The sequence below is a fragment of the Pseudomonas sp. TSO6 genome, from assembly GCF_056098905.1.
In genome coordinates this window covers 204,926-229,444 of the sequence record NZ_JBLZWV010000012.1, presented here as the reverse complement: position 1 = coordinate 229,444, position 24,519 = coordinate 204,926, and the positions used below count along the sequence as shown (strand labels likewise).

Below are 24,519 nucleotides of genomic sequence, written 5' to 3'. Positions count from 1 at the left end.
GCTCCCACAGGTACGCCGCAGGTTTCAGGACCTGTGGTGTACCTGTGGGAGCTGGCTTGCCGGCGATAGGGCCGGTGCAGACAATTCACTCCCCTTCAATCAAAAAACAGTCAATACTTCCCCCATCCACACGTGGGCAGGATCGCCCGTTGTCGTGTCCAGGCTAATAACAACCGTATCCAAGGAACCGGACCTATGCTGCGCCGCCGCATGCTGATCATGTTGGCCGTGGTTCTGCTGATCGTGTTGGCCCTGGGGGGCTACAAGGCTTTCTCGATCTATCAGCAGATCCAGATGTTCACTGCCCCCAAGCCGCCCATCACCGTAGCGGCAGCCTTGGCCGAACAGCGCCAGTGGCAAGAGCGCCTGCCCGCCGTCGGCAGCCTCAAGGCACTGCAGGGCGTGGAGCTGAGCCTGGAGGTGGAAGGTATCGTCAAATCCTTGCACTTCGACTCGGGCCAGCAGGTCAAGGCCGGGCAACTGCTGCTGCAACTCAACGACGAGCAGGAAACTGCCCTGCTCGGCACCGCCCAGGCAGACCTGGGCCTGGCCAAGGTCGATTTTGGCCGTGGCAGCCAACTGGTCGGCGACTCCGCCATCTCCCGCGGCGAGTTTGATCGCCTTAGCTCCCAATACCGCCGCAACCAGGCAGTGGTCGAGCAGCTCAAGGCGCAGAAGATCAAGAAGAGCATCAACGCCCCGTTCAGCGGCACTATCGGTATCCGCCAGGTGGACATCGGCCAGTACCTTGCCGCAGGCACGATGATCGCCACACTGCAGGACACGTCCAGCCTGTACGTGGACTTCAATGTGCCGGAGCAGGCCCTGCCGAAGTTGAACCTGGGCCAGCAGGTGCTGTTGCAGGTGGCCGCCTACCCGGGCCAGACCTTCCCCGCCAGCCTCAGTGCCATCAACCCCAAGGTGGAGGAAACCACGCGCAACCTGCTGGTGCGTGCCACCTTGGCCAACCCCGACGGCAAGCTGCTGCCAGGCATGTTCGCCAACCTGCTGATCCTGCTGCCCAACCCGCAACCGCAAGTGGTAGTGCCGGAAAGCGCCATTACCTACACCCTGTACGGCAATTCCGTGTACGTCGCCGCGCCAAAGAAGGACAAGGACGGCAAGCCAGAAAACGACGACAAGGGCCAACCCCAGCTGGTCGCCGAACAACGCACGGTCCAAACCGGCGAGCGCCGCGACGGCGTGGTGGTGGTCAGCAAGGGCCTGCAAGCCGGCGAACAGGTGGTTACCGCCGGGCAACTGAAGCTCACCCCGGGCGCCGCCATCCGCATCGGCCAGCACAAAGCCCTCAAGCCCGAACAGGGTGCGGCGGGCAAGGACTGACAGGAGGCTGGCATGGCGTTTACCGATCCGTTCATCCGTCGCCCGGTACTGGCCAGCGTGGTCAGCCTGCTGATCCTGCTGCTGGGCTTCCAGGCCTGGAACAAGCTGCAGATCCGCCAGTACCCACAAATGGAAAACGCCCTGATCACGGTAACCACCGCTTACCCCGGGGCAAACGCCGAGACCATCCAGGGCTACATCACCCAGCCGCTGCAGCAAAGCCTGGCAAGTGCCGAAGGCATCGACTACATGACCTCGGTGAGCCGGCAGAACTTCTCGATCATTTCCATCTACGCGCGCATCGGTGCCGACAGCGACCGTCTGTTCACCGAGCTGCTGGCCAAGGCCAACGAAGTGCGCAACAAACTCCCTCAGGACTCCGAAGACCCAGTGCTGAGCAAGGAGGCTGCCGATGCCTCGGCGCTGATGTACGTGAGTTTCTACAGCAAGGAAATGAGCAACCCGCAGATCACCGACTACCTGTCACGGGTCATCCAGCCCAAGCTGGCCACGTTGCCAGGCATGGCCGAGGCGGAGATTCTCGGCAACCAGGTGTTTGCCATGCGTATCTGGATCGACCCGGTGAAGCTAGCCGGCTTCGGCCTGTCGGCCACCGACGTGACCAATGCCGTACGCCGCTACAACTTCCTCTCTGCTGCCGGTGAGGTAAAAGGCGAATACGTGGTTACCAGTATCAACGCCAGTACCGAGCTGAAGTCGGCCGAAGCGTTCGCCGCCCTGCCGGTCAAGACCAGCGGCGACAGCCGCGTGCTGCTGGGCGATGTGGCGCGGGTAGAGATGGGCGCAGAAAACTACGACACGGTCAGCTCGTTCGACGGCACGCCATCGGTGTATATCGGCATCAAGGCCACCCCGGCCTCCAACCCGCTGGAAGTGATCAAGGAAGTGCGGCGTATCATGCCTGAGCTGGAAAGCCAGCTGCCCTCGGCGCTGAAGGTGTCGATCGCCTACGACGCCACGCTGTTCATCCAGGCCTCCATCGACGAAGTGATCAAGACCCTCGGTGAAGCGGTGCTGATCGTCATCGTGGTGGTGTTCCTGTTCCTCGGTGCCCTGCGTTCGGTGCTGATCCCGGTGGTGACCATTCCCCTGTCGATGATCGGCGTGCTGTTCTTCATGCAGATGATGGGCTACTCGCTGAACCTGCTGACACTGCTGGCGATGGTGCTGGCCATCGGCCTGGTGGTGGACGATGCCATTGTCGTGGTGGAGAACATCCACCGGCACATGGAGGAAGGCAAGTCGCCGTTCGACGCGGCCCTTGAAGGCGCACGCGAAATCGCCATGCCGGTGGTGTCGATGACCATCACCCTGGCCGCCGTCTATGCGCCGATCGGCTTCCTTACCGGGCTTACCGGGGCCTTGTTCAAAGAGTTCGCCCTGACCCTGGCCGGGGCTGTGATCATTTCCGGCATCGTCGCCCTCACCCTTTCACCGATGATGTGCGCCCTGCTGCTGCGCCAGGAGCAGAACCCCAGCGGCCTGGCCCATCGCCTTGACCAGCTGTTCGAACGCCTGAAGGTGCGCTACCAGCGCGTGCTGCACGCCACCCTCGACAGCCGGCCGGTAGTTCTGGTGTTTGCCGTGATCGTGCTGTGCCTGATCCCGGTGCTGCTCAAGTTCACCCAGAACGAACTGGCGCCCAACGAAGACCAGGGCGTGATCTTCATGATGAGCAGCTCGCCGCAGCCGGCCAACCTCGATTACCTCAACGCCTATACCGACGAGTTCACCCCGCTGTTCAAGGCCTTCCCCGAATACTACTCATCCTTCCAGATCAACGGCTTCAATGGCGTGCAGACGGGTATCGGCGGCTTCCTGCTCAAACCCTGGAACGAGCGCGAGCGCACACAGATGGAGCTGTTGCCACTGGTGCAGGCCAAACTGGAGGAAATCGGCGGCCTGCAGATCTTCGGCTTCAACCTGCCCTCCCTGCCCGGCACGGGTGAGGGCCTGCCGTTCCAGTTCGTGATCAATACCGCAGGTGACTACCCGGCACTGCTGGAAGTGGCCCAGCGCATCAAGACCCGCGCCCAGGAGTCGGGCAAGTTCGCCTTCCTCGACATCGACCTGGCCTTCGACAAGCCCGAAGTGGTGGTCGACATCGACCGGGCAAAAGCAGCGCAGATGGGGGTGTCGATGGACGCCTTGGGCGGCACGCTGGCAACCTTGCTGGGCGAGGCGGAAATCAACCGGTTCACGCTGGAAGGACGCAGCTACAAGGTGATAGCCCAGGTCGAGCGGCTGTACCGTGACAACCCCGGCTGGCTGAACAACTACTACGTGAAGAACGACCAGGGCCAACTGCTGCCGCTGTCGACCCTGATCACCCTCACCGACCGCGCCCGCCCGCGCCAGCTCAACCAGTTTCAGCAGTTGAACTCGGCGATCATCCAGGGCGTGCCCATGGTCAGCCTGGGCGAAGCGCTGAAGACGGTGCAGGACATCGCCCGCGAAGAGGCCCCGGAAGGCTTTGCCTTCGACTACGCCGGCGTGGCCCGCCAGTACGTTCAGGAAGGCAGCGCGCTGTGGGTTACCTTCGGCCTGGCACTGGCGATCATCTTCCTGGTGCTGGCAGCACAGTTTGAAAGTTTCCGCGACCCGCTGGTGATCCTGGTGACGGTGCCATTGTCGATCTGCGGGGCGCTGCTGCCGCTGTTCCTGGGTATATCGAGCATGAATATCTACACCCAGGTCGGGCTGGTGACCCTGATCGGGCTGATCAGCAAACACGGCATCCTCATCGTCGAGTTCGCCAACCAGCTGCGTGAGGAACGCGGCCTGAGCGTGCGCGAGGCGATCGAGGAAGCGGCGGCGATTCGCCTGCGGCCAGTGCTGATGACAACGGCGGCAATGGTGTTCGGCATGGTGCCGCTTATTCTGGCGACCGGCGCCGGGGCGGTCAGCCGTTTTGACATCGGGACGGTGATCGCCACCGGGATGTCGATTGGCACGCTGTTTACCTTGTTTGTGCTGCCTTGTATCTACACACTGCTGGCGCACAGGGCGGTGGCTAAAGAACCTGCTGTAGCCTGATCCGGCCTCTTCGCGGGTAAACCCGCGAAGAGGCCGGTGAGGCAGACACAAAAATGCCAGAGGCCCCGCGATTGCGGGGCCTCTGGCGTTTCTAGCTCACACCGGGTTCAACCAAATGGCCGCAACCCTTGACGCAGACCAAACAGGAACAACAAAAGGTCCTGGTCCGGCGCGACCTGTGCCTGCTGCTGCGGTTTCGCTTCCCGCGGCAACGCGCACTGGTCGGCCATCTCAGCCTTGCTGAACACGGTCGGCCTCGGCTCTTCCCAGGCAGCCACCGCCACGGTGGTCACGGCCAGGCCAGCTACCAGGAACAAAGCTCGAGCTATTTCTAGTTTCATTACCCTAACCCTTTGACAGCGCTGCCAAACGCCATCTTGTAAAAGTAGAGCAGCGTCTGCCATTCCGCGTCATTGAGCGACGAATGGCGGCGCAGCTGGCGCAGGTCGTTACCTGCCGCACGCTGGCAACTGATACGCCGCCGGCACTTTTCCAAGTCCAGCAGCGCCACTTCGACGCGCGCTTGCTCGCCTTCGCCAATCACCTTGATGAATACGTGCTTGCCATACAGGCAGCCGTGCTGCCAGTGCCCTAGGTGCATGCGCGCAAGGTTGTCCGCCAGGTCCTTGAGCATGCGCTCATGCACCACCTGCGGGTAACGCTCACGGGCACCTTCGGCATGCCAGTTGTCGAGTTCGATGAACCCGTCCAATGCTTCGCTCACCAGCAGCGCACGCCATTGGTGGTCGGCATCGCGTTCGGCACCACAGAAGACGATGCGCGGTACGCGCACGCCCAGTTGCTCGAAGCTGTTCAGCGCATCGAGTTCACGCAATACGGTCGGCCGGCCAAAAGGGTGCAGCAGGCTGCGGTAGATATGCCCGACCTGACGCTTGGCATACAGCAGCTTGCCATTGGCATCGTTGAGACGTTGCACACCACTCTCGCCACCGCGGCGCTGGTTAGGTTCCTCGACCCACTCGCCTTGCTGGCGCCAGTAAAAATCGAACCGCGACTCCCCTTTCTGGGCTACAGCCATCAAACACTACCCCTTACGCAATACGTAAACCCGCCACATGGCATAGAACGGCAGGAAGTCGAGGCGTTCCTGGATTCTGAAGCCTGCGGCCCTGAATTCTTCTTCGACCGTTTCGGCCGGTAACACAAAACGGTTCTGGTAATTGTCCTGGTCAGCCTTGGCACTGCGACGCTCTTCGAGTTTTTTCCGGCGCCAGGCCTTGAAGTTGCCATCCACCCACAGGGACAGAATCACACTATCACGGCTAACCCGCTGAAATTCCGAAAGAATGGTCTTTCTGTGGGCGGATTCGCCAATGTGGTGGAACAGTCGCATACAGAAAATGCTGTCCACCGAGTTGTCCGGCAGGTCGATGGCAAACGCAGAAGTCTGCAAAGGGCGTACCCGTGCGACTACTTCTGGCGGTTGCGCGGCGCACGCTGTCTCGATCATCGCTTCGGAGTTGTCGGCACCGATGATTACCCGATTGGGTTTTTCTGCCAGCAGCGGCCAGAAACGGCCAGCACCGCACGGCAGGTCCAGGACCAGGCCAGGTTCGCCAGCCAATGCCAGGGCGCGACGCGCCAGTTGCTCATCTCGCTTGTGGGAAAGGCGTCGCGCCAGGCCGTCCTGGTGCTTGAGAAAGTACTCACGCGCATGGTCTTTGTCGTACTTCTCGGAAAATTCAAGCTTGATGGGGCTACGCATTGGGCATCTCCTGACTCCAGTGCCGCTCACCTTAGGTAAGCAAGCGTCGGAATCAGGTCATGCCAATGTGAAAAAAATGTTGCGCGCCAATTGACCTGTTACAAACCATTACTCGGCCATGCCGTCGCCTTTGGCCGCGGTATTGCTCAGGTCGACCTGGAAACGGCAACCATGCGGCAAGGTAGACGTGAGGGTAACGCGCCAGCCCTGGTCATCACATATCCGCTGCACCAGCGAAAGCCCCAGCCCCAGGCCCTCGCCGCGCCGCTCGTCGCCGCGTACAAATGGCTTGAACATGGCTTCGCGCTGCTCTTCAGGGATACCCACACCGCTGTCCTCCACACTGAAGCCGTTGGCTTCAAGGCTCAGGCGGATATAGCCGCTATCGGTGTAGTGCGCAGCATTGCGCAGCAGGTTGCCCATCACCGACTGCAGGAACGTGGCGTTGTACAGCACCGGGCTCGCGCTGACGCGGCCATCGAAGTACAGGGTCAGGCCCTTTTGCTCGATGGTGTCGCGCCACACGCCGATCAGTTCATCAGCCACTTCGCGAAGGGTCGCCTGCGAGGCCACCGCGCCCTCGTCACGCTGCGCACGCGCCAGCATCAGGAAGGTCTTGACCAGCTCGCGCATCTCTTCCGTGGCCCGCGCCACGCGCTCCACCTGGCTGCGCGCGCGGGTGTCGAGATTGGGGTTTTCCATCAGCAGTTCGCAGGAGGTTGCCAGCACCATCAACGGCGTGCGCAGCTCATGGCTGACATCACTGGTGAACAGCCGTTCGCGGGTCAGCGCGTCGCGCAGGCGGCCCAGGGTATCGTCGAAGGCCACTGCCAGCTGGCCGACTTCGTCGGCGGCATAGTCCGGTGCCAGCGGCGGGGCCAGGCCCAGCAGCTGGTCGCGGTGACGCACCTGGCGGGCCAGGCGGATCACCGGCGCCATCACCCGGCGCGCCACCAGCCAGCCGAGGATGACGGCCAGCACCAGGCTGAGCACGAAGCCCACCACCACCACCGCGAACAGCACGCGCTCGCGTTCTTCGAAGTCGCTCTGGTCCTGCAGCAGTACATACCGGCGACCATCGACGATCTCGACCATGGCGTGGTACGACAGCTGGTCGCGAAACACCTCGTGGAAGCCTCGGTCGAGGTGGCGCAGGTCCTTGGGCAGCTCGAAGTCGTCACGCCCGCCGCTGAAGTAGAACAGCTGATCGGGGCGTGGCCGGTGGCTCCAGTCGCTGACGCTGTCCATGCGCAGCAGGCGCTGCAGGTCACCGCCCAATACCGAGGAAATCAACCGCTCTTCGACCAGGTGCACAGTGGCAACGATGCCGAAGGCGAACGCCCCGGCCACCAGCGCGCTCATCAAGGCAAAGGCGATGATGATGCGCTGGGCCAGGCTTTGCTTAAACTCCATCGCGGCCCTCGGCGAGGCGATAGCCGACGCCATGCACGGTATGCAGCAACGGTTTTTCAAACGGTTTGTCGATCACCTGGCGCAGCTGGTGCACATGGCTGCGCAGGCTGTCGCTGTCAGGGCAGTCGTCGCCCCATAAGGCTTCTTCCAGCACTTCGCGGCGCAGCACGTGCGGGCTTTTCTGCATCAACACTGCCAGCAGCTTGAGGCCGACAGGGTTGAGCTTGAGCAGGCGCCCCTGGCGGGTAACCTCCAAGGTGTCGAGGTCGTAGCTGAGGTCGGACACCTGCAGCGTACGGCGCCCGCCGCCCTGGGCTCGACGCAGTACCGCTTCGATGCGCGCCGCAAGCTCCGACAGCGCGAACGGCTTGAGCAGGTAGTCGTCGGCCCCGGAGCGGAAACCTTGCAGACGGTCGTCCAACTGGTCGCGGGCGGTAAGCATGATCACCGGGGTGTCGCGGCGGGCGTCTTCACGCAGGCGCTTGCACAGGGTGTAGCCATCGATGCCGGGCAGCATGATGTCCAGCACGATCAGGTCGTAGTGTTCGGTGGCAGCCAGGTGCAGGCCGGACAAGCCATCCTGGGCGCAGTCGACGGTGTAGCCCTTCATGCCCAGGTAATCGGCCAGGTTGGCCAGGATATCGCGGTTGTCTTCAACCAAAAGAATGCGCATCGGTTTCTCCTGTGCGGCGCTTCTCGCTGTGGTGCGCGGCAGGCGCAGCTTAAGGCCTATGCCTGCACGGTGCCAGTCCCCGGAGAAATTCACCGCACTTGACGGTTTTTTCACTGATCCTTCACGGACACAGGATAGCGGGCGGCCGACAATGCCCGATCTTTTTCGTGCCCTGGAGCCGTCATGCAGCAACGAACCCGCCCTCGCCCGATCAATTACTGGCTGTACCTGGGCATACCCTTGGCGACCGCGCTGGCCTTGATCCTGCTGGAGCTGACTTCGGTTGACATGGATGTGGCCAACCTGTTCTTCGACCCCACTGCCGGGCAGTTCATTGGCCGCCACAGCTACCTGCTGGAAAACATCCTGCACGACCGGGTCAAGCAGGTGGTGATCTTGTTGGGGGTGTTGTCGCTGCTGATGTTTACCGCCAGTTTCTTCTGGAAGCACCTGTTCGGCTGGCGCCGCGAGCTGGGCTGCCTGGTGCTGGCACTGGGCCTGTCCACGGCGTTTGTCACACCGTTGAAAAAGGTCACCCAGGTGCAGTGCCCGTGGAGCCTGACCCAGTTTGGCGGCACGGAAACCTACAGCAAGTTGCTGGAGCCACGGCCGGCCACCGACAAGCCAGGGCTGTGCTGGCCGGGTGGGCATGCAGCGACCGGGTTCTGCCTGTTCGGCCTGTTCTTCATGCTGCGTGATCGCAAGCCACGGTTGGCGCGGGTGGCGTTCGTAGTGGCATTGGTAGCCGGATCGGTGCTGGGTGTGGGGCGGATGATGCAGGGCGCCCACTTCTTGTCGCACAACGTGTGGACAGCGGTGTTCTGCTGGTTGATCGGGTTGGGGTCGTATTACCTGGTTCTGTATCGGCGGGGCGTGGTGGAAGCGCCAGCTGTCGAGCGTAGCGTCGCCTGAAAGAGGGGCCGCTTTGCGGCCCATTCGCAGCACAAGGCTGCTCCTACAGAGGTACGCGTCGATGCCGGACTGTACGCGATACCTGTAGGAGCAGCCTTGTGCTGCGAAGAGGCCCTCACAGGAAAATAAAAAGCCCCGGCTCTCACGAACCGGGGCTTTTTAATGGTGCAGGGGGTAAGGCTGGCTTACATCATGCCGCCCATGCCACCCATGCCGCCCATGTCTGGCATGCCGCCGCCAGCTGGGGCTTCGCTCGGAGCGTCAGCAATCATGGCTTCGGTGGTGATCATCAGACCGCCAATCGAAGCAGCAGCTTGCAGGGCCGAACGGGTGACCTTGGCTGGGTCCAGGATGCCCATTTCGATCATGTCGCCGTATTCGCCGGTAGCAGCGTTGTAACCGAAGTTACCCGAACCTTGCTTGACCTTGTCAGCAACAACGCTTGGCTCGTCGCCGGCGTTGGCAGTGATCTGGCGCAGCGGCGCTTCAACAGCGCGACGCAGCAGGGCGATACCGACGTTCTGGTCTTCGTTGTCGCCTTTCAGGTCAACGATCGCGTTCAGGGCGCGAACCAGGGCAACACCACCGCCAGGCACCACGCCTTCTTCAACGGCTGCACGGGTAGCGTGCAGGGCGTCTTCAACGCGGGCTTTCTTCTCTTTCATTTCAACTTCGGTGCCGGCACCGACCTTGATCACGGCAACACCGCCAGCCAGCTTGGCCAGACGCTCTTGCAGCTTCTCACGGTCGTAGTCCGAGGACGTCTCTTCGATCTGGGCACGGATCTGCTTGACGCGAGCCTGGATGTCATCTTCAACGCCAGCGCCGTCGATGATGGTGGTGTTTTCCTTGGACAGGATGACGCGCTTGGCGTTACCCAGGTGCTCCAGGGTAGCGGTTTCCAGGGACAGGCCGATTTCTTCGGAGATGACCTGGCCGCCGGTCAGGACAGCGATGTCCTGCAGCATGGCCTTGCGGCGGTCGCCGAAGCCTGGTGCCTTGACCGCTGCAACCTTGACGATGCCGCGCATGTTGTTGACTACCAGGGTAGCCAGCGCTTCACCTTCAACGTCTTCGGCAACGATCAGCAGTGGGCGGCCGGCCTTGGCAACGGCTTCCAGAACTGGCAGCAGCTCACGGATGTTGGAGATTTTCTTGTCGACCAGCAGCAGCAGCGGGCCTTCCAGCTCGGCAACCATGGTGTCCGGCTTGTTGACGAAGTACGGCGACAGGTAGCCACGGTCGAACTGCATGCCTTCTACGACGGACAGTTCGTTATCCAGGCCCGAGCCTTCTTCAACGGTGATCACGCCTTCTTTACCGACTTTTTCCATGGCTTCGGCAATGATGTTGCCGATGGAGTCGTCAGAGTTGGCGGAGATGGTGCCTACCTGGGCGATGGCCTTGGAGTCGGCGCATGGCTTGGACAGGTTCTTCAGCTCGGCGACAACGGCCGAGGTAGCCTTGTCGATGCCGCGCTTCAGGTCCATCGGGTTCATGCCGGCAGCGACGGCTTTCAGGCCTTCGTTGACGATGGCCTGAGCCAGAACGGTAGCGGTGGTGGTGCCGTCACCGGCAGCGTCGTTGGCCTTGGAAGCAACTTCCTTGACCAGCTGGGCGCCCATGTTTTCGAAGGCGTCTTTCAGCTCGATTTCTTTGGCGACGGAAACGCCGTCCTTGGTGATGGTTGGCGCGCCGAAGCTCTTGGCCAGTACCACGTTACGGCCTTTCGGGCCCAGGGTCGCTTTTACCGCGTCAGCCAGAACGTTGACGCCAACCAGCATTTTCTTACGAGCGGAATCGCCAAACTTTACGTCTTTAGCAGCCATGATCGTTTAATCCTTGGAATTCTTTGGAGTAACGGGAAGTCGGGGAAATCAGCCTTCGACAACGGCGAGGATTTCGTTCTCGGCCATGACCAGCAGGTCTTCGCCATCGACTTTCACGGTGTTGCTGCCCGAGTAAGGGCCGAATACCACTTTGTCACCCACTTTCACGGCCAGCGCGCGAACTTCGCCGTTGTCCAGGATGCGACCGGTGCCGACGGCAACAACTTCGCCGCGGTTTGGTTTTTCAGCGGCCGAACCCGGCAGGACGATACCGCCAGCGGTTTTCGATTCTTCTTCGCTGCGACGGATGACTACGCGGTCATGCAGAGGACGAAGCTTCATTGTCGATCTCTCCCAAATTGTGGTTTTCATCGGCCGGTATCGACACCGGCGGGTTGATGCTGTCCGGCGTTGCCGGGAAGTGGCCCGCGATGGGCGAACCACTTGTGTAATGTCTGGCGTTGCCACCAGAAACCTTGCGGTGACCACATACATGAGGCCGCCAGATTCAATTACAAGGCTTGATATACAAAATTTTTGATGCGGCTGAAAAGATCGGGGCCGCTTGCGCGGCCCCGGAGGTTTTACTTGTCGCGGCGCTCATACTCGCCTTCGATCACGTTTGGACGGTGGCCCCCCTCACGCGGCTGCGCCTGGAACGGGTCATCCTGAAACGCACGCTGGCGCAGGGCCTGCGCCTCGGCCCGCTCGCGCATCTTGCGCGCGGCCAGGCGGCGGGTGAACGGCAGCAGGCACAGCAGGCCCAGCACGTCGCTGATGAAGCCTGGCAGCAGCAGCAGGCCACCACCAACGGCCAGCATCATGCCCTGGAACATGTCCTCGGCGGGCAACTCGCCGCGCTGCAGGCTTTCACGGGCGCGCAGTGCGGTGGCCAGGCCGGCCACCCGCATCACCAGCACACCCAGGGCGGAGCCAGCGATGATCAGCAGCAGTGCCGGGAAGAAACCGATTGCCGCGCTGACCTTGACGAAGACGAAAAGCTCCAGCACAGGAAAAATCAGAAACAGCAGTAGAAAAGCACGCATCAAGGGTTCCTCGACGGAAGATAACCTTCCAATAAGACCTCAAATGGATGCCGGCGCTCCGGATTTCAACCCTCGACTTGCGTCGCACGCGGCCATTGGTCGGCCCGGGCCAGCAAAACCAAGGCTTCCCGGACTTGTGTCGGCGTGTTGCAAGTAGCCGGAAAAGGCAGCCAGTGCACGGCCTGACCAATGCGAAGGTGCATGCCTTCGCTGTCTACCCCAGCCATCTGCGCCGGTGCATGCCGTGGCAGGTCGGTCAGTTCGACGTAGTGAGCAATAGCGTTGGCGTGATCGCTGTTCATATGCTCGACCATGCTCGCCTCGGCCTTGCCGGCGAACGGGTTGGCCAAGGTCACCTGATCGAGCCAGTGGATTGCGCCAAAGCCACCAATGTAGCGGTGACGCACTGGCTGCAGCACCCAGAAGTCGAAGTCGTGGGCCTTGTGGTAGTTGGCGGCATCAGGGAAATAGCGGTAGTAGCGCTCGGCAGCCGCTTCGACAGCAGCCTCGTCGACCAGCTTGTGCGCTTCGGCCATCACGGTCAGGCGCCCTACGGCCTGCACATCCTCAGCCTCGCGCTCACCCACCAGCAGCGAACACTTGGGGTCTTTCTGCAGGTTGTGGGTGTGCTGGGCGATACGGCTGATGAGGATCAGCGGGTTGCCGTTGGCATCGAGGCAATAAGGCACGACCGAGCCGAACGGGTAGCCGGGCATCGACTTGGAATGGGTCGAGAGCACGCCGCGGTATTCCTTGAGCAGCAATTCCCGGGCTGGGCGGATGGCGTTGGTACTCACTTGAGGGCGGCTCCTGGCGGCAGACTGGATGGGCACAAGATAGCATTATCAGGCCCTCTGCCAATGGGGCTGCTGCGCAGCCCTTTCGCCGGCAAGCCAGCTCCCACAATGACCGCGAAATGGCCAAGCCTGATCGGTGCCTGTGGGAACTGGCTTGCCGGCGAAAGGGGCGCAAGGCGCCCCCTGCGATCTACCACGTAACGCCGAACCCTGCGGTGTAGCGGGTCTTGTCCAGGTCACTTTCACGCGTGCCGGTGATGATGTCCTTCTCGGCCTTGAGGTTGAGCGAGGCCCACTCGGTGACCTTGTAGCGCAGGCCAACCTCTGCATCCAGCGAGTAGTCGGCCACGCCGCCCAGCGGCTTGGCGAACTCGCCATTGGTGAACAGCTGCACATTCTTGCCAATCAGGTAGCGAGTGTAGTCCCACTTCACCGCCGCGGAATAGAAGTTGTCCTTGCCGCCATCCTGGTATTCGAAGTCGGTACGGTTGATCAGCGAGCCCAGCGAGAACGCCCCCAGCTCATCGTCCCAGAACTGGTAACCCGGGCCGGTACCGACGGTGCGCTGGCGGGCCAGGTCTTCGATGCGGTCACGCTTGTATTCCGCACGCCCCTGCCAGAACCACTTCTCGGTGATGAAGCGGTCCAGGGCGTACTCGGCGCTCCAGTTGTCGGTGGTGGTGACGTCGTCCTTGGTCTCGCGGTTGTATTCGCCTTCGGCATTGTGCCGCCAGCGGCCATGGCGAGCGGTAGTCTTGAAGCCTACGTCGTAATCGTCGGTGTCGTTCTCGGCACGCTTGTAATCCAGCGCCACATCGACGTTGCCTTTCCACACGAAGTCCTCGACCAGCGGCCTGGGCTTCATGATCTGCTCGATGCTGGCCAGTTCCACGGTCTTGGGCGCTTCGCCATTGGCCAGCGTTACCTTGCCAGGCTCGGCGGCTTTCAGCGACTTGGCTTTTTCACCGGTGTAGGCGTCTTGCTTGACCAGCATCTCCTGGTCGCTTTCCAGGGTCTGGACCTCTTTCCAGTCCAGCGCGATGGAACCGCCATAGGGGGTTTCCAGCAGCAGCTTACCGCCGTCGAAGACTTTGATCTTGCCGCTGAGCCGGTCACCGTTCTTCATCCACACGGTATCGGCCAACACCGGGGAGGCGCACAAGGAGGCAGCTAGCAGGCACAACAAGGATCTAGAATACATAGGCGGACTACGGGTTCGTTTTGACAAAAAAGCCGGGCATTATCCAGATACCGACGACCAGAGCAAGGACAGACCGGGCATACGGCGTTGAGTTCAACTCTCATTTGCCGGACCACCGGTCCAGTTTCATCTACAGCCCAAGGGGGGCGTGATGCCTGATGAATACGAGCACGCCCTGGACAGCGCCGAGGGCCGACGAACGGTGCTGTATTCGGTACTCGGCCAGGTGCCGCCCGGCAAGGTGGTGAGCTACGGCCAGCTGGCCGAGCAGGCGGGGCTGGGCCGCGCGGCACGCTGGGTTGGCCGCACGCTTGGTCAGTTGCCGGCAGATACCCGGCTGCCCTGGCACCGGGTGCTTGGCGCAGGTGGGCGGTTGAGCCTGGCAGCAGGGACGCCGTCAGGGGATGAACAACGGGCGCGTTTACGCGCGGAGGGTGTGAATGTAACCAACAATCGTGTGGATATGACGCGCCATGGCTGGCGCCCAATGGAGCACAGCGGTTAGAGTGCGCGCTTTGTTTTCGCAAACTTGAGGCAGATGTTGGCCCATGCCCCGTAAAACCTGGCGCGCTGCGCTTGCTGCCTATGCCAGCCCGTCAACCTTGGTACTTTTGCTGCTTGGTTTCGCCGCCGGCCTGCCCTACATGCTGGTGTTCTCGACCCTGTCCGTGTGGTTGCGCGAAGCCGGCGTTGCCCGTGAGACCATTGGTTACGCCAGCCTGATTGGCCTGGCTTACGCCTTCAAGTGGGTGTGGTCGCCGCTGCTCGACCAATGGCGCCTGCCACTGCTCGGCGGCCTGGGCCGACGGCGGTCGTGGTTGCTGCTGTCGCAAGCGCTGGTGGTGGTCGGGCTGGTTGGCATGAGCCTGTGCGACCCGCAACAGCACCTGTCGTGGTTGATCGCCATGGCGGTGCTGGTAGCGTTCGCCTCTGCCACCCAGGATATCGCCGTCGACGCGTATCGCCTGGAAATCGCCGACGACCAACGCCAGGCCGCGCTCGCCGCCAGCTACATGGCCGGCTACCGGGTGGCAGCGTTGCTCGCCACGGCCGGCGCGCTGTTCTTTGCCGAGTGGTTCGGCTCCACCGGTTTCAGCTACCTGCACAAAGCGTGGGCCGGCACTTATGTCATGTTCGGGGTGATGATGCTGCCCGCCCTGTTCACTACGCTGGTCATGCGCGAGCCGCCAGTGCCCATGCGCACGCAGTTGTCGGCAGCGCGCTACGGCCTGGTGCACCAGTTGGCGTCGGTGTTCGTGCTGATCATCCTCTTGGTGTCGGTACCGGCCAGCTTCACCCAGATGTTCAATACCGGCTGGTCCAGCGTCATTTCCGGTGATGCCACGCCGCTCGACCTACTGCTGGAAGACCGCGCCTTCCTGCGCCTGATCCTCTACGTGCTGCTGAGCTGGGCCTGCCTGTCCAGCCTGGGCCGTCGCGGCCTGGCCCCGGTGCTGACCCCGGTCAACGACTTCATCACCCGCTACCGCTGGCAGGCCCTGCTGCTGCTTGGCCTGATCGCCACGTATCGCATGTCGGACACCGTGATGGGCGTGATGGCCAACGTGTTCTACATCGACATGGGCTTCACCAAGGACCAGATCGCCAGTGTCAGCAAGATTTTCGGCCTGATCATGACCCTGGTCGGCGCCGGGGTCGGCGGCCTGCTGATCGTGCGCTTCGGCATCATGCCGATCCTGTTCATCGGCGGTGTCGCCTCGGCCGGTACCAACATCCTGTTCCTGATGCTGGCCGACATGGGGCCTAACCTGGAAATGCTGGTGGTGACTATCTCGCTGGACAACTTCAGCTCCGGCATGGCCACGTCGGCCTTTGTGGCCTACCTGTCGAGCCTGACCAACCTGAAGTTCTCGGCGACGCAGTACGCGCTGCTTAGCTCGATCATGCTGCTGCTGCCGCGGCTGATCGGCGGGTATTCAGGGGTTATGGTGGAGAAGCTCGGCTACCACGATTTCTTCCTGATCACCGCATTGCTGGGCGTGCCTACGCTGATCCTGATCGCGCTGCAGTGGCGTCAGGAGGCTGGTCGGGGTACGCCGGTGGCAGAGGAAAGCTCAGCGGCCGAGCGGCCATGAGAGGCTTCTATAGCCTGTACCGGCCTCTTCGCAGCGCAAGGCTGCTCCTACAAGTACACCACAGCGTTCAAAACCTGTGACGTGCTTGTAGGAGCAGCCTTGCGCTGCGAAGAGGCCGGGACAGGCAATCAAACATTACTGCGCGACAGCCCCCTCATCAGGCCGCCCACCTACGACAAACCACAGCGGCCACAACGCCAATGCCCCCGCCACACCCGCCGCCAGGGCAAAGTGCAGCAAGCTGGCCCCGGCGCCGATCATCGCCAGCACCGCTCCGCCCAACCCCAGCAAGGCAATGGTAATCATCCCCAGCATGGCCGAGACCAGGCCTTTGCTCTGCTCGCTGGAGAACAGCGTCATGCGGTAGAGCACCGCGTTGGCCACACCCAGCCCCAGCGCGTACAGCGACATGCCCGCCACCACACTGGTAACGCTCGGCCAGTGCCAGGTCGCCAGCACCATCAGGCACAGGCCGGCCAGGTAGGGCCACAGCGCGCCCCGCACCAGGGCAGGCAGCGGGTAGCGGTCGGCGATGCGGTTGATGATCAGGTTACCGAGGATCAGCCCGCCAAACACCGGCAGCTGCCACAAGGCGTACGCCATCGTGCTCAGCCCCTCATCGTGGATGAGCAGCACCGGCGACAGGCCAATCCAGCCAATCAACGGCAAACCGACCAGGCCCAAGGCAGCGCTGCCCGCGACAAAGCGCCGGTTGGCCAGCAACTGACCATAGCCCGCCAGCAGTGGCAGCAGGTGAATCGGCGTAAACGCAAGGCGCGAGCCGTCACGGCGTTCCACACCGAGGGTTTCGGGCATCAGGCGGTACAACAGCCCCCACACCAGCACCGCGCCAATGGCAAAGGCCACGAACAGCCAGCGCCAGTCCAGCCATTGCAGCAGCAAGGTGCCCACCAACGGCCCGAGCAGGGGTGACAGCAAGGCGATGTTGGCCAGCAAGGCCATCATGCGCACGGCGTCAGCCTCGCTGAAGGCTTCGTTCAGGGCCGGGTAGCTGACGGTGACGACAAAGCCCAGGCCGATGCCCTGCAACAGGCGCAGCAGGTTGAACAGGCCAATGTCGTGGACCCAGAAGGTGGCCAGGCATGCAAGGCCGAAGAACGCGCAGCCAACCAACAGCAGCGGGCGCCGGCCATAACGATCGGCCAGCGGGCCGATCAACCATTGCAGTACCACGCCCCCCAACAGATACAGGTTGAGGGCATGGGGGATGTATTCGGGGCTGGCGTTCAGGTCGCCCACCACCACCGGCATGGCCGGCATGACGGCGTCGCTGGCCAGGTAGGTCAGCAGTTCGAACAGGGCCAGGGTCAGGCCGAACAGCAAGGCGCGCAGGGGGGTGATGTACAGCAGTGGTTTCATGATGGCATATCGGGTGTGGCAGGTGGGGCCAGGGTATATGCCAGAAAAGCCGAGCAATTGCTGTGAACAAGTGTAAAAACTGGGGCCGCTGCGCGGCCCTTCGCGGGCTTGCCCGCTCCACACGGATTGCGGAATCTCTGTGGGAGCGGGCAAGCCCGCGAAGGGGCGCGAAGCGGCCCCGGTCGATGACAAAGCGGTATTACTGCGCGGCAGTCTCCTGCACCACACGGATCACCCGCTGCGGAAACGGAATGTCGATCCCTTCGGCCTTCAACCGGTCACGCGCATGCTCGTTGAGCATGAACATCACGTCCCAGTAATCGGACGTCTTGGTCCACAAGCGCAGCGAGACGGTGATCGAGCTGTCGCCCAGCGTTGCCACTACAGCCTGCGGTGCCGGGTCGGGCAGCACACGCGGGTCCTTGGCCAGCTCCAGCAGCACGTTGCGGGCCTTTTGCAGGTCGGCCTCGTAGTCCACACCCACATCGAACACCACCTTGCGCGTCGGCTGGCGGTTGGTGTTGGTGATGATGCCGTTGGACAGGCTGCCGTTAGGCATGATCACAGTCTTGTTGTCACCGGTACGCAGCACGGTATGGAAGATCTGGATGCTGTCGACGGTGCCGGCAACGCCCTGCGCCTCGATCCAGTCACCGATACGGAAAGGGCGGAACATCAGAATCAGCACACCGCCGGCGAAGTTCGCCAGGCTGCCCTGCAAGGCCAGGCCGATGGCCAGACCAGCGGCACCGATGGCGGCAACGAACGAGGTGGTCTCGATGCCGATCATCGACGCCACGCTGACCATCAGCAGCACCTTCAGCACGATGTTCGCCAGGGTGCTGATGAAGCCCTGCAGCGCCAGGTCGGCGTTGCGCAGGCCAACCAGCTTGCCGAGGCGGGCGCTGACCTTGTTGATGATCCACCAGCCGACCGCCAGGGTCAGCAGTGCCAGCAGCACGCGGCTGCCGTACTCCATGATCAACGGGATCCAGGTCTGGGATTGGCGGACGAGCTGATCGACTTCAGCGTTCAAATCCATATTCATCTCCTGATGCCGAGCGGCAAGTACACGGTAGAACAGGCTGCGCGCATTTACACAGCCCCGGCCCCCATGGACATCATTACGCCATCGGGGTTCCGGGCAGCACCTGCATCAGTCGCGGAAGTTGTTGAACTGCAGCGGCATGTCGAATTCCTTGGTGCGCAGCAGGGCAATGGCTTCCTGCAAGTCGTCACGCTTCTTGCCGGTTACACGCACCTGCTCGCCCTGGATGGCGGCCTGTACTTTCAGCTTGCCATCCTTGATGGTGGCAACGATCTTTTTCGCCAGGTCCTTGTCGATGCCTTCGCGGAACTTGGCTTCCTGCTTCTTTTCCTTGCCGGATGGGTACGGGTCCTGGGTTTCCAGGCATTTCACGTCGATCTTGCGCTTGACCAGTGCAAGGCGCAGGATTTCCAGCATCGCTTCGAGCTGGAACTCTTCCTCGGCGGTCAGCAGAACGGTCTGATCTTTTTCCTTGAACTCGAAGGTGCCCTTGCCTTTCAGGTCGTAACGGCGATCAAGTTCCTTGATAGCGTTATCAACGGCGTTCTGCACTTCGTGCTTGTCCAGTTCCGATACCACGTCGAACGAAGGCATGGTTGTTCTCCAAAAAATAAAGCGCGCTCGGTCTGAAGATGGAGCACGCTGAGTTAGACGGTTAAAATGCGGGCTCATTATAACGGGTTGCGAAACGCATATGAGCAGCACCTGGCATATTCTCGGCGCCGGCAGCCTCGGTAGCCTGTGGGCCTGCCGCCTGGCGCGCGCGGGCAAGGCCGTGCGCCTGATCCTGCGTGACGGGCAACGCCTGCACGCCTATCAGCAGTCCGGCGGCCTGACCCTGGTTGAACAGGACCAGGCCCGCCACTACGCCATCCCCGCCGAAACCGCCCAGGCGCAGGGCCCTATCCATCGCCTGCTGGTGGCCTGCAAGGCCTACGACGCGGCGCAGGCCATTGCCGGTGTGGCACCGCGGCTGGCCGAGGGTGCCGAAGTGCTGTTGCTGCAGAACGGCCTGGGTAGCCAGGACGAAGTGGCCGACCTGGTACCCCACGCACGCTGCATCTTCGCTTCCAGCACCGAAGGTGCCTTTCGCGAGGGGGAGTGGCAGGTGCGCTTTGCCGGCCACGGTTTCAACTGGCTGGGCGACCCACGCAACCCTGCAATGCCCGCCTGGTTCGATGACCTGCACGAAGCCGGTATCCCTGCCGAATGGACGGTGGACATCCTCACCCGCCTATGGCGCAAGCTGGCCCTCAACTGCGCCATCAACCCGCTGACCGTGCTGCACGAATGCCAGAACGGCGGCCTGCTGGGGCACCTGGGAGAAGTCGATGCGCTGTGCGCCGAACTGGTCCAGTTGCTGCGGCGCTGCGGCCAGCCGGAAGCGGCAGATGAGCTAAGCGAAGAAGTACAGCGGGTGATCCTTGCCACCGCGGCCAACTACTCTTCCATGTACCAGGACGTGCGCGCGGGCCGACGCACCGAGGTGCACTACCTGCTCGGCCATGCCTGCCGAGCGGCCGGGCGCCATGGCCTGCAATTGCCACTGCTGGAACGCTTGCAACAGCGCCTGGTCGATAACTTGCGCACGCGTGGCTTGCCCTGCGACTGACGCGGCCCTTTCAACCGGATACGGACATTGCCTAGCCCATGACCTTGCGCCAACGCCTGGAAAACCTCCCGGTCGGGCAGAAGCTGCTGGCAGCCCTGCTGGTATTGCTGGTGACCATCCTGCTGGTGGCCAACTTCACCTTCATCAGCGCCGCCTACTGGATCACCCAGGAAAGCATGGCGCCGCAGGCACTGCAGACCATCGGCCGGCTGGTGGCCAACCCGCAGCTTGCGGCCCGCGCCGGTGACACCCCTGAAACCGCCAGCGCCCTGCTCAAGGAACTGGACAGCTACACGCCGCTGCGCGCCGCCGCCGTCTACGGCGGCGATGGGCGTATGCTGGCGCAGTTGCAGCATGGCGAGCCGCTGGCCCTGCCCAAGCGTTTTCGCAACATCGACGGCTGGCGCCTGATGGAGTTTCGCAGCACCCAGCTGATCCGCATACCGCGCGACGCCAACCCGCCGGCGCACCTGCTGCTGGTGGCCAGCAGCGAGCTGCCCACAGCGTTCTACACCGGCACCCTGAGCGCCAGCATGGGCATCCTGGTGTTCAGCATCCTGCTGTGGATTGTGGTCGCCCGGCAGATAAAGCGCCTGATCACCCAGCCAATCAACCAGCTCGAGGAGCTCAGCCGTCAGGTTACCCGCGAAGAGAGCTATGCCCTGCGCGCCAAGCGCGGCAACGACGACGAAATCGGCAGCCTGGCCGAAGCCTTCAACACCATGCTCTCGCGCATCGAAGGCCGCGAGCAGCAGCTGAAACGCGCGCGGGACGAATTCCAGAGCGCCTACGACCAGGCCCAGGGCCTGGCCGAGGAAACCCGCCATACTAACCGCAAGCTTGAGCTGGAAGTGCAGGTGCGCAGCAAGATCGAGAAAAAACTCACAGGCTTCCAGAACTACCTCAACAGCATCATCGACTCGATGCCCTCGGCGCTGATCGCCCTCGACGAACAGCTTTACGTGACCCAGTGGAACCACGAAGCCACGGTGCTTTCCGGTACGCCACTGGACGAAGCGCTGAACCAGCCGGTGTTCATCGCCTTCGAGCCGCTCAAGCCGTTTTTGCCGCAGTTGAAGGAAACCGTGGAAAAGCACCGGGTAGCGAAGATCGAGCGGGTCACCTGGGCCAAGGGCGATGACCTGCGTCACTACGCCCTGACCTTCTACCCGCTGACCGGCGGCGGTGGGCGCGGCGTGGTCATCCGCATCGACGACATTACCCAGCGCCTGTCGCTGGAAGAGATGATGGTGCAATCCGAGAAGATGCTCTCGGTCGGTGGCCTGGCGGCAGGCATGGCCCACGAGATCAACAACCCGCTGGGCGCCATCCTGCACAACGTGCAGAACATTCGCCGGCGCCTCTCGCCCGAGTTGCCGCGCAACCAGGAGCAGGCCGAAGAACTGGACATCGACCTGGCCACGGTCAACCGCTACCTGGAAAGCCGCGAGGTGCCACAGCTGCTCGATGGCATTCAGCAGGCCGGCGCCAGGGCAGCGAAGATCGTCACCCACATGCTCAGCTTCAGCCGCCGCAGCAACCGCCAGCTGGCGCCGTGCGACCTGCCGGCACTGATCGACCAGGCGGTGGACATTGCCGGCAATGACTTTGACCTGACCATCGGCTTCGACTTCAAGGGCCAGGCCATCGTGCGCCAGTTCGACCCTGCACTAGGCCCCGTGCCCTGCACGGCCAACGAACTGGAACAGGTACTGCTCAACCTGCTGAAAAACGCGGCGCAGGCCATCCACGTGCGGCCACAGCCCAGCGAGCCCGGGCGCATTACCCTGCGCACCCGGCTAAACCCGCCATGGGCGGAAATCCAGGTTGAGGACAACGGCGTCGGCATGCCCGAGGCCGTGCGCAAACGCACCTTCGAGCCGTTCTTCACCACCAAGGAAATCGGCCAGGGCACTGGCCTGGGCCTGTCGGTTTCGTATTTCATCATCACCAACAACCACAAGGGGCAGATGGAAGTGCAGTCCACGCCCGGCCAGGGCACCTGCTTTACCCTGCGCCTGCCCCTCGGCCAGCCGGCGACGCCGGCCAACACGGAGAAGTGACATGGGCTATCGCCTGTCGAAGATCTACACACGCACCGGCGACAAGGGCGAAACCGGCCTGGGCGACGGACGCCGGGTGCCCAAGGACCACCCACGGATCGAGGCGATTGGCGAGGTGGACAGCCTGAACAGCCAGTTGGGCCTGCTGCTGGCGGGCCTGGACGAGCAAGGCCTGGACGAGGTGAGCACCGTGCTGGTGCCGTGTCAGCACCGCTTGTTCGACCTGGGCGGTGAGCTGGCGATGCCGAGCTACCAGGCGTTGACCCTGGCAGAGGTGGAGCGCCTGGAGGCGGCCATCGATGTGTGGAACGAAGAGCTGGGGCCGTTGAAGAACTTCATCTTGCCCAGTGGTTCTGCGCTGGTGGCGCAGGCGCATGTGTGCCGCAGCCTGGCGCGCAGTGCGGAGCGGCGGTGCCAGCAGTTGAATGCCGTGGAGCCACTGGAAGGCGTTGGCTTGGCGTATATCAACCGGCTTTCCGATCTATTGTTCGTGGCGGCGCGGATCATCGGGCGGCGCCAGGGGGTGGCTGAGGTGTTGTGGCAGCCTGCCCCAAAGCCAGAGGGCTGATATTCATCAACCCGAAGGCAACGCTAAACCTGTGGGAGCTGGCTTGCCGGCGATGGGCCGCAAAGCGGCCCCCTTACTCAGGCCTCGGGCCAGAACGCCCGGATCCCGGCAACACCCTGTGCCCCCACTTCCCAGGCTTGCTCGCGCTGATCAGGCCCTACCCCACCCAGCAGGTAAACCGGCTTGTTGAACCCGGCAATCAACCGCTGCGCCTCATCCCATCCCAACGGCACCGCCTCTGGGTGAGTCTGGGTCGCCTGCACTGGCGACAAGGTGACAAAGTCCACGCACATCTGTTCAGCAAGCGCCAGCTCCTCGGCGCTGTGGCAGGACGCCGCCAGCCAGCGCTCCTTGGGGAACGGCCGGCCCTTGGCAGCGTACTTGCGCAACTGCGCTGCCGTCAGGTGCCAACCGGCCGACGGGAAATCACCCAGCCATTCCAGCGGCCCCTTGAGCATCAGTTGCGCCTTGCCCCCACACAACCCCACGGCATCCACCGCGACATCACGGTACTTGGGGTCATACATGTCCGGCGCCCGCAACTGGATCAGGCGAGTACCATTGGCCACCGCCTTCTGGATGCCCTTGAGCATCTGTGGCACTTCCAGGCCATCCGGGGTAATCAGATATTGGTCCGGCAGACGCGCGGCAGCCACGATCGGCTTGTTGGCCTCGGGGAACTCGTATTGCGCCAGATCCCGTGGCGACACCCACTCCAGCGGCTGCCCTTCTGCGCCATGAGGCTCGCCCGTGAACGCTTCGACTTCGCGCACGTCCAGCAGCACCTGTTTGTCCGGGTAGTCATGGCTGACCTTGATCAGCGCACGCGAGCGGGTCACCTCGATGCCCAGCTCCTCGCGTAGCTCACGGGCCAGCGCCGCTTCCACGCCTTCACCCTCTTCCACCTTGCCACCGGGAAACTCCCACAGGCCGCCCTGGTGCTGGGTATCCGCCCTGCGGGCAATCAGAATACGGCCATCAGTACCGCGAATGACCGCCGCTACAACATGTATCCGTTTCACCCTTCACGCTCCGCCAGGCCGGCCTGCTGCCAAGCCTGGAAGGCTGGCCACTGATAAATGGTTTCGATGTAGGCTGCCGCCTCTGCCGGCACTTCCGCGCGGTAGGTGCGCAGGCGCACGGCCACCGGGGCGAAGAAGGCATCGGCCAGGCTCGGCTTGCCGAACAGGAACGGGCCGCTGTCCTTGGCCACCACGCGGCATTCGGACCACAGCGCGACGATACGGTCGATGTCGACCTGCACGTCCAGCGGCACATTGTCCAGGGCCTGGTCCCGCGACAGGTCGAACGGCATGGCACCGCGCAGGGCGAAGAAACCACTGTGCATCTGCGCGCAAGCCGAACGGGCCTGGGCACGCGCGGCTACGTCGACAGGCCACAGCTGGGCCTCAGGGTGCTGTTCGTTGAGGTATTCGGCGATGGCCAGGGAATCGGCGATCACACCGTGCTCGCTCTTGAGCAGCGGCACCTTGCCGGTGGAGGAAAAAGCGAGGATGCGCTGGCGGGTATCAGGCTGGTTCAGCTTGATCAGGGTTTCTTCGTAGGGCACGCCAGCCAGCTCGAGGGCCAGGGCGCCACGCAGCGACCAGGAGGAATACAGCTTGTCGCCGATGATCAGGTGATAGCTCATGGTTCGGCTCCATTGGTTTGGACTTTTGGGGCTGCCTTGCAGCCCAATCGCGACACAAGGCCGCTCCCACATGGGGCGGTGTTCGCAGGACCTTGTGGGAGCG

At 62.7% G+C, this 24,519-nt stretch carries 23 protein-coding genes; 8 read left to right on the top strand and 15 right to left on the bottom strand.

Going from position 1 to position 24,519, the window contains the following annotated elements:
• Window positions 1-195: 195 nt before the first annotated feature.
• Both ACN6NG_RS04085 and ACN6NG_RS04080 read left to right on the top strand, forming a co-directional pair.
• Entirely contained in the window at window positions 196-1,344 is a 1,149-nt protein-coding gene (locus ACN6NG_RS04085; RefSeq protein WP_474312998.1) for an efflux RND transporter periplasmic adaptor subunit, read from the top strand.
• Window positions 1,345-1,356: 12 nt separating this feature from the next.
• Window positions 1,357-4,401, top strand: a complete 3,045-nt coding sequence (locus ACN6NG_RS04080) for a multidrug efflux RND transporter permease subunit (protein ID WP_353455986.1) — start codon at window positions 1,357-1,359, stop codon at window positions 4,399-4,401.
• Window positions 4,402-4,508: 107 nt separating this feature from the next.
• Here ACN6NG_RS04080 and ACN6NG_RS04075 read toward each other — a convergent pair whose 3' ends face one another.
• The 5 genes from ACN6NG_RS04075 to colR all read right to left on the bottom strand — a co-directional run bounded on the left by ACN6NG_RS04075 (window position 4,509) and on the right by colR (window position 8,213).
• Entirely contained in the window at window positions 4,509-4,742 is a 234-nt protein-coding gene (locus tag ACN6NG_RS04075) for a hypothetical protein (RefSeq protein ID WP_016498076.1), read from the bottom strand.
• A complete protein-coding gene (locus ACN6NG_RS04070; RefSeq protein ID WP_016498075.1) occupies window positions 4,742-5,440 on the bottom strand; it encodes a lipopolysaccharide kinase InaA family protein in 699 nt (232 codons plus the stop codon). The genes ACN6NG_RS04075 and ACN6NG_RS04070 overlap by 1 nt, the downstream gene beginning before the upstream one ends.
• Window positions 5,441-5,446: 6 nt before the next feature.
• Window positions 5,447-6,127, bottom strand: a complete 681-nt coding sequence (locus ACN6NG_RS04065) for a class I SAM-dependent methyltransferase (protein WP_016498074.1) — start codon at window positions 6,125-6,127, stop codon at window positions 5,447-5,449.
• A gap of 108 nt (window positions 6,128-6,235) precedes the next feature.
• Window positions 6,236-7,540 (bottom strand): sensor histidine kinase, encoded by a 1,305-nt coding sequence (locus ACN6NG_RS04060; protein WP_084966573.1) that lies wholly within the window; start codon window positions 7,538-7,540, stop codon window positions 6,236-6,238.
• Window positions 7,530-8,213 (bottom strand): two-component system response regulator ColR, encoded by a 684-nt coding sequence (gene colR, locus ACN6NG_RS04055; RefSeq protein ID WP_016488935.1) that lies wholly within the window; start codon window positions 8,211-8,213, stop codon window positions 7,530-7,532. The genes ACN6NG_RS04060 and colR overlap by 11 nt, the downstream gene beginning before the upstream one ends.
• Before the next feature lie 183 nt (window positions 8,214-8,396).
• Between colR and ACN6NG_RS04050 the strand changes: the two genes are divergently transcribed.
• Complete coding sequence (locus ACN6NG_RS04050) at window positions 8,397-9,125, top strand: phosphatase PAP2 family protein (RefSeq protein ID WP_063422294.1); 729 nt, start codon at window positions 8,397-8,399, stop codon at window positions 9,123-9,125.
• Between the two features lie 185 nt (window positions 9,126-9,310).
• Here the strand turns inward: ACN6NG_RS04050 and groL are convergent, their stop codons facing one another.
• From groL to ACN6NG_RS04025, 5 genes are all read right to left on the bottom strand, one after another.
• Window positions 9,311-10,954 (bottom strand): chaperonin GroEL, encoded by a 1,644-nt coding sequence (gene groL / locus ACN6NG_RS04045; protein WP_063422295.1) that lies wholly within the window; start codon window positions 10,952-10,954, stop codon window positions 9,311-9,313.
• Window positions 10,955-11,002: 48 nt separating this feature from the next.
• Window positions 11,003-11,296 carry a co-chaperone GroES gene (locus ACN6NG_RS04040; RefSeq protein WP_016488938.1) on the bottom strand — a complete coding sequence of 98 codons (294 nt, stop codon included), beginning with the start codon at window positions 11,294-11,296 and terminating at the stop codon, window positions 11,003-11,005.
• Between the two features lie 242 nt (window positions 11,297-11,538).
• A complete protein-coding gene (locus ACN6NG_RS04035; protein ID WP_016498070.1) occupies window positions 11,539-12,000 on the bottom strand; it encodes an FxsA family protein in 462 nt (153 codons plus the stop codon).
• A 65-nt stretch (window positions 12,001-12,065) separates the two neighbouring features.
• Complete coding sequence (locus tag ACN6NG_RS04030) at window positions 12,066-12,797, bottom strand: HugZ family pyridoxamine 5'-phosphate oxidase (protein ID WP_063422296.1); 732 nt, start codon at window positions 12,795-12,797, stop codon at window positions 12,066-12,068.
• Window positions 12,798-12,987: 190 nt separating this feature from the next.
• Window positions 12,988-13,998 (bottom strand): DUF481 domain-containing protein, encoded by a 1,011-nt coding sequence (locus ACN6NG_RS04025; protein WP_063422297.1) that lies wholly within the window; start codon window positions 13,996-13,998, stop codon window positions 12,988-12,990.
• Window positions 13,999-14,149: 151 nt separating this feature from the next.
• Between ACN6NG_RS04025 and ACN6NG_RS04020 the strand changes: the two genes are divergently transcribed.
• Both ACN6NG_RS04020 and ACN6NG_RS04015 read left to right on the top strand, forming a co-directional pair.
• Window positions 14,150-14,503, top strand: a complete 354-nt coding sequence (locus ACN6NG_RS04020; protein ID WP_063422298.1) for an MGMT family protein — start codon at window positions 14,150-14,152, stop codon at window positions 14,501-14,503.
• Window positions 14,504-14,546: 43 nt separating this feature from the next.
• On the top strand, window positions 14,547-16,094 hold the full coding sequence (locus tag ACN6NG_RS04015) for an AmpG family muropeptide MFS transporter (RefSeq protein WP_474312993.1): 1,548 nt from the start codon (window positions 14,547-14,549) through the stop codon (window positions 16,092-16,094).
• 135 nt (window positions 16,095-16,229) lie between these two features.
• On the opposite strand, the gene ACN6NG_RS04010 is transcribed toward ACN6NG_RS04015, so the two are convergent.
• The 3 genes from ACN6NG_RS04010 to ACN6NG_RS04000 form a co-directional block, all read right to left on the bottom strand.
• The gene (locus ACN6NG_RS04010; RefSeq protein ID WP_063422300.1) at window positions 16,230-17,474 is read right to left on the bottom strand and encodes an MFS transporter; all 1,245 of its coding nucleotides are present in this window, start codon (window positions 17,472-17,474) and stop codon (window positions 16,230-16,232) included.
• A gap of 199 nt (window positions 17,475-17,673) precedes the next feature.
• A complete protein-coding gene (locus tag ACN6NG_RS04005; RefSeq protein WP_016498064.1) occupies window positions 17,674-18,516 on the bottom strand; it encodes a mechanosensitive ion channel family protein in 843 nt (280 codons plus the stop codon).
• Between the two features lie 114 nt (window positions 18,517-18,630).
• Window positions 18,631-19,116, bottom strand: coding sequence for a YajQ family cyclic di-GMP-binding protein (locus tag ACN6NG_RS04000; protein WP_016498063.1), 486 nt, complete (start codon window positions 19,114-19,116; stop codon window positions 18,631-18,633).
• A gap of 100 nt (window positions 19,117-19,216) precedes the next feature.
• Between ACN6NG_RS04000 and ACN6NG_RS03995 the strand changes: the two genes are divergently transcribed.
• Genes ACN6NG_RS03995 through ACN6NG_RS03985 form a run of 3 tightly spaced genes read left to right on the top strand, consistent with a single transcriptional unit; the run spans window position 19,217 to window position 22,765 of the window.
• Entirely contained in the window at window positions 19,217-20,134 is a 918-nt protein-coding gene (locus ACN6NG_RS03995) for a putative 2-dehydropantoate 2-reductase (RefSeq protein ID WP_197898138.1), read from the top strand.
• A 38-nt stretch (window positions 20,135-20,172) separates the two neighbouring features.
• On the top strand, window positions 20,173-22,197 hold the full coding sequence (locus ACN6NG_RS03990) for a sensor histidine kinase (protein ID WP_474312991.1): 2,025 nt from the start codon (window positions 20,173-20,175) through the stop codon (window positions 22,195-22,197).
• 1 nt (window position 22,198) lies between these two features.
• Window positions 22,199-22,765 carry a cob(I)yrinic acid a,c-diamide adenosyltransferase gene (locus ACN6NG_RS03985; RefSeq protein ID WP_016498060.1) on the top strand — a complete coding sequence of 189 codons (567 nt, stop codon included), beginning with the start codon at window positions 22,199-22,201 and terminating at the stop codon, window positions 22,763-22,765.
• A 77-nt stretch (window positions 22,766-22,842) separates the two neighbouring features.
• Here the strand turns inward: ACN6NG_RS03985 and ACN6NG_RS03980 are convergent, their stop codons facing one another.
• Together ACN6NG_RS03980 and ACN6NG_RS03975 are read right to left on the bottom strand one after the other, a co-directional pair.
• Window positions 22,843-23,787, bottom strand: coding sequence for a Nudix family hydrolase (locus tag ACN6NG_RS03980; protein WP_197898136.1), 945 nt, complete (start codon window positions 23,785-23,787; stop codon window positions 22,843-22,845).
• A complete protein-coding gene (locus tag ACN6NG_RS03975; RefSeq protein ID WP_353455982.1) occupies window positions 23,784-24,416 on the bottom strand; it encodes a glutathione S-transferase family protein in 633 nt (210 codons plus the stop codon). Before ACN6NG_RS03975 ends, ACN6NG_RS03980 begins: the two co-directional genes overlap by 4 nt.
• Between the last annotated feature and the right edge of the window lie 103 nt (window positions 24,417-24,519).

What these genes read in the sequence shown, in the direction of transcription:
- ACN6NG_RS04085 (WP_474312998.1), top strand. Translation starts at nt 196, where the DNA reads ATGCTGCGCCGCCGCATGCTGATCATGTTGGCCGTGGTTCTGCTGATC.
- ACN6NG_RS04080 (WP_353455986.1), top strand. Translation starts at nt 1,357, where the DNA reads ATGGCGTTTACCGATCCGTTCATCCGTCGCCCGGTACTGGCCAGCGTG.
- ACN6NG_RS04075 (WP_016498076.1), bottom strand. Translation starts at nt 4,742, where the DNA reads ATGAAACTAGAAATAGCTCGAGCTTTGTTCCTGGTAGCTGGCCTGGCC.
- ACN6NG_RS04070 (WP_016498075.1), bottom strand. Translation starts at nt 5,440, where the DNA reads ATGGCTGTAGCCCAGAAAGGGGAGTCGCGGTTCGATTTTTACTGGCGC.
- ACN6NG_RS04065 (WP_016498074.1), bottom strand. Translation starts at nt 6,127, where the DNA reads ATGCGTAGCCCCATCAAGCTTGAATTTTCCGAGAAGTACGACAAAGAC.
- ACN6NG_RS04060 (WP_084966573.1), bottom strand. Translation starts at nt 7,540, where the DNA reads ATGGAGTTTAAGCAAAGCCTGGCCCAGCGCATCATCATCGCCTTTGCC.
- colR (WP_016488935.1), bottom strand. Translation starts at nt 8,213, where the DNA reads ATGCGCATTCTTTTGGTTGAAGACAACCGCGATATCCTGGCCAACCTG.
- ACN6NG_RS04050 (WP_063422294.1), top strand. Translation starts at nt 8,397, where the DNA reads ATGCAGCAACGAACCCGCCCTCGCCCGATCAATTACTGGCTGTACCTG.
- groL (WP_063422295.1), bottom strand. Translation starts at nt 10,954, where the DNA reads ATGGCTGCTAAAGACGTAAAGTTTGGCGATTCCGCTCGTAAGAAAATG.
- ACN6NG_RS04040 (WP_016488938.1), bottom strand. Translation starts at nt 11,296, where the DNA reads ATGAAGCTTCGTCCTCTGCATGACCGCGTAGTCATCCGTCGCAGCGAA.
- ACN6NG_RS04035 (WP_016498070.1), bottom strand. Translation starts at nt 12,000, where the DNA reads ATGCGTGCTTTTCTACTGCTGTTTCTGATTTTTCCTGTGCTGGAGCTT.
- ACN6NG_RS04025 (WP_063422297.1), bottom strand. Translation starts at nt 13,998, where the DNA reads ATGTATTCTAGATCCTTGTTGTGCCTGCTAGCTGCCTCCTTGTGCGCC.
- ACN6NG_RS04020 (WP_063422298.1), top strand. Translation starts at nt 14,150, where the DNA reads ATGCCTGATGAATACGAGCACGCCCTGGACAGCGCCGAGGGCCGACGA.
- ACN6NG_RS04015 (WP_474312993.1), top strand. Translation starts at nt 14,547, where the DNA reads ATGCCCCGTAAAACCTGGCGCGCTGCGCTTGCTGCCTATGCCAGCCCG.
- ACN6NG_RS04010 (WP_063422300.1), bottom strand. Translation starts at nt 17,474, where the DNA reads ATGAAACCACTGCTGTACATCACCCCCCTGCGCGCCTTGCTGTTCGGC.
- ACN6NG_RS04005 (WP_016498064.1), bottom strand. Translation starts at nt 18,516, where the DNA reads ATGGATTTGAACGCTGAAGTCGATCAGCTCGTCCGCCAATCCCAGACC.
- ACN6NG_RS04000 (WP_016498063.1), bottom strand. Translation starts at nt 19,116, where the DNA reads ATGCCTTCGTTCGACGTGGTATCGGAACTGGACAAGCACGAAGTGCAG.
- ACN6NG_RS03995 (WP_197898138.1), top strand. Translation starts at nt 19,217, where the DNA reads ATGAGCAGCACCTGGCATATTCTCGGCGCCGGCAGCCTCGGTAGCCTG.
- ACN6NG_RS03990 (WP_474312991.1), top strand. Translation starts at nt 20,173, where the DNA reads ATGACCTTGCGCCAACGCCTGGAAAACCTCCCGGTCGGGCAGAAGCTG.
- ACN6NG_RS03985 (WP_016498060.1), top strand. Translation starts at nt 22,199, where the DNA reads ATGGGCTATCGCCTGTCGAAGATCTACACACGCACCGGCGACAAGGGC.
- ACN6NG_RS03975 (WP_353455982.1), bottom strand. Translation starts at nt 24,416, where the DNA reads ATGAGCTATCACCTGATCATCGGCGACAAGCTGTATTCCTCCTGGTCG.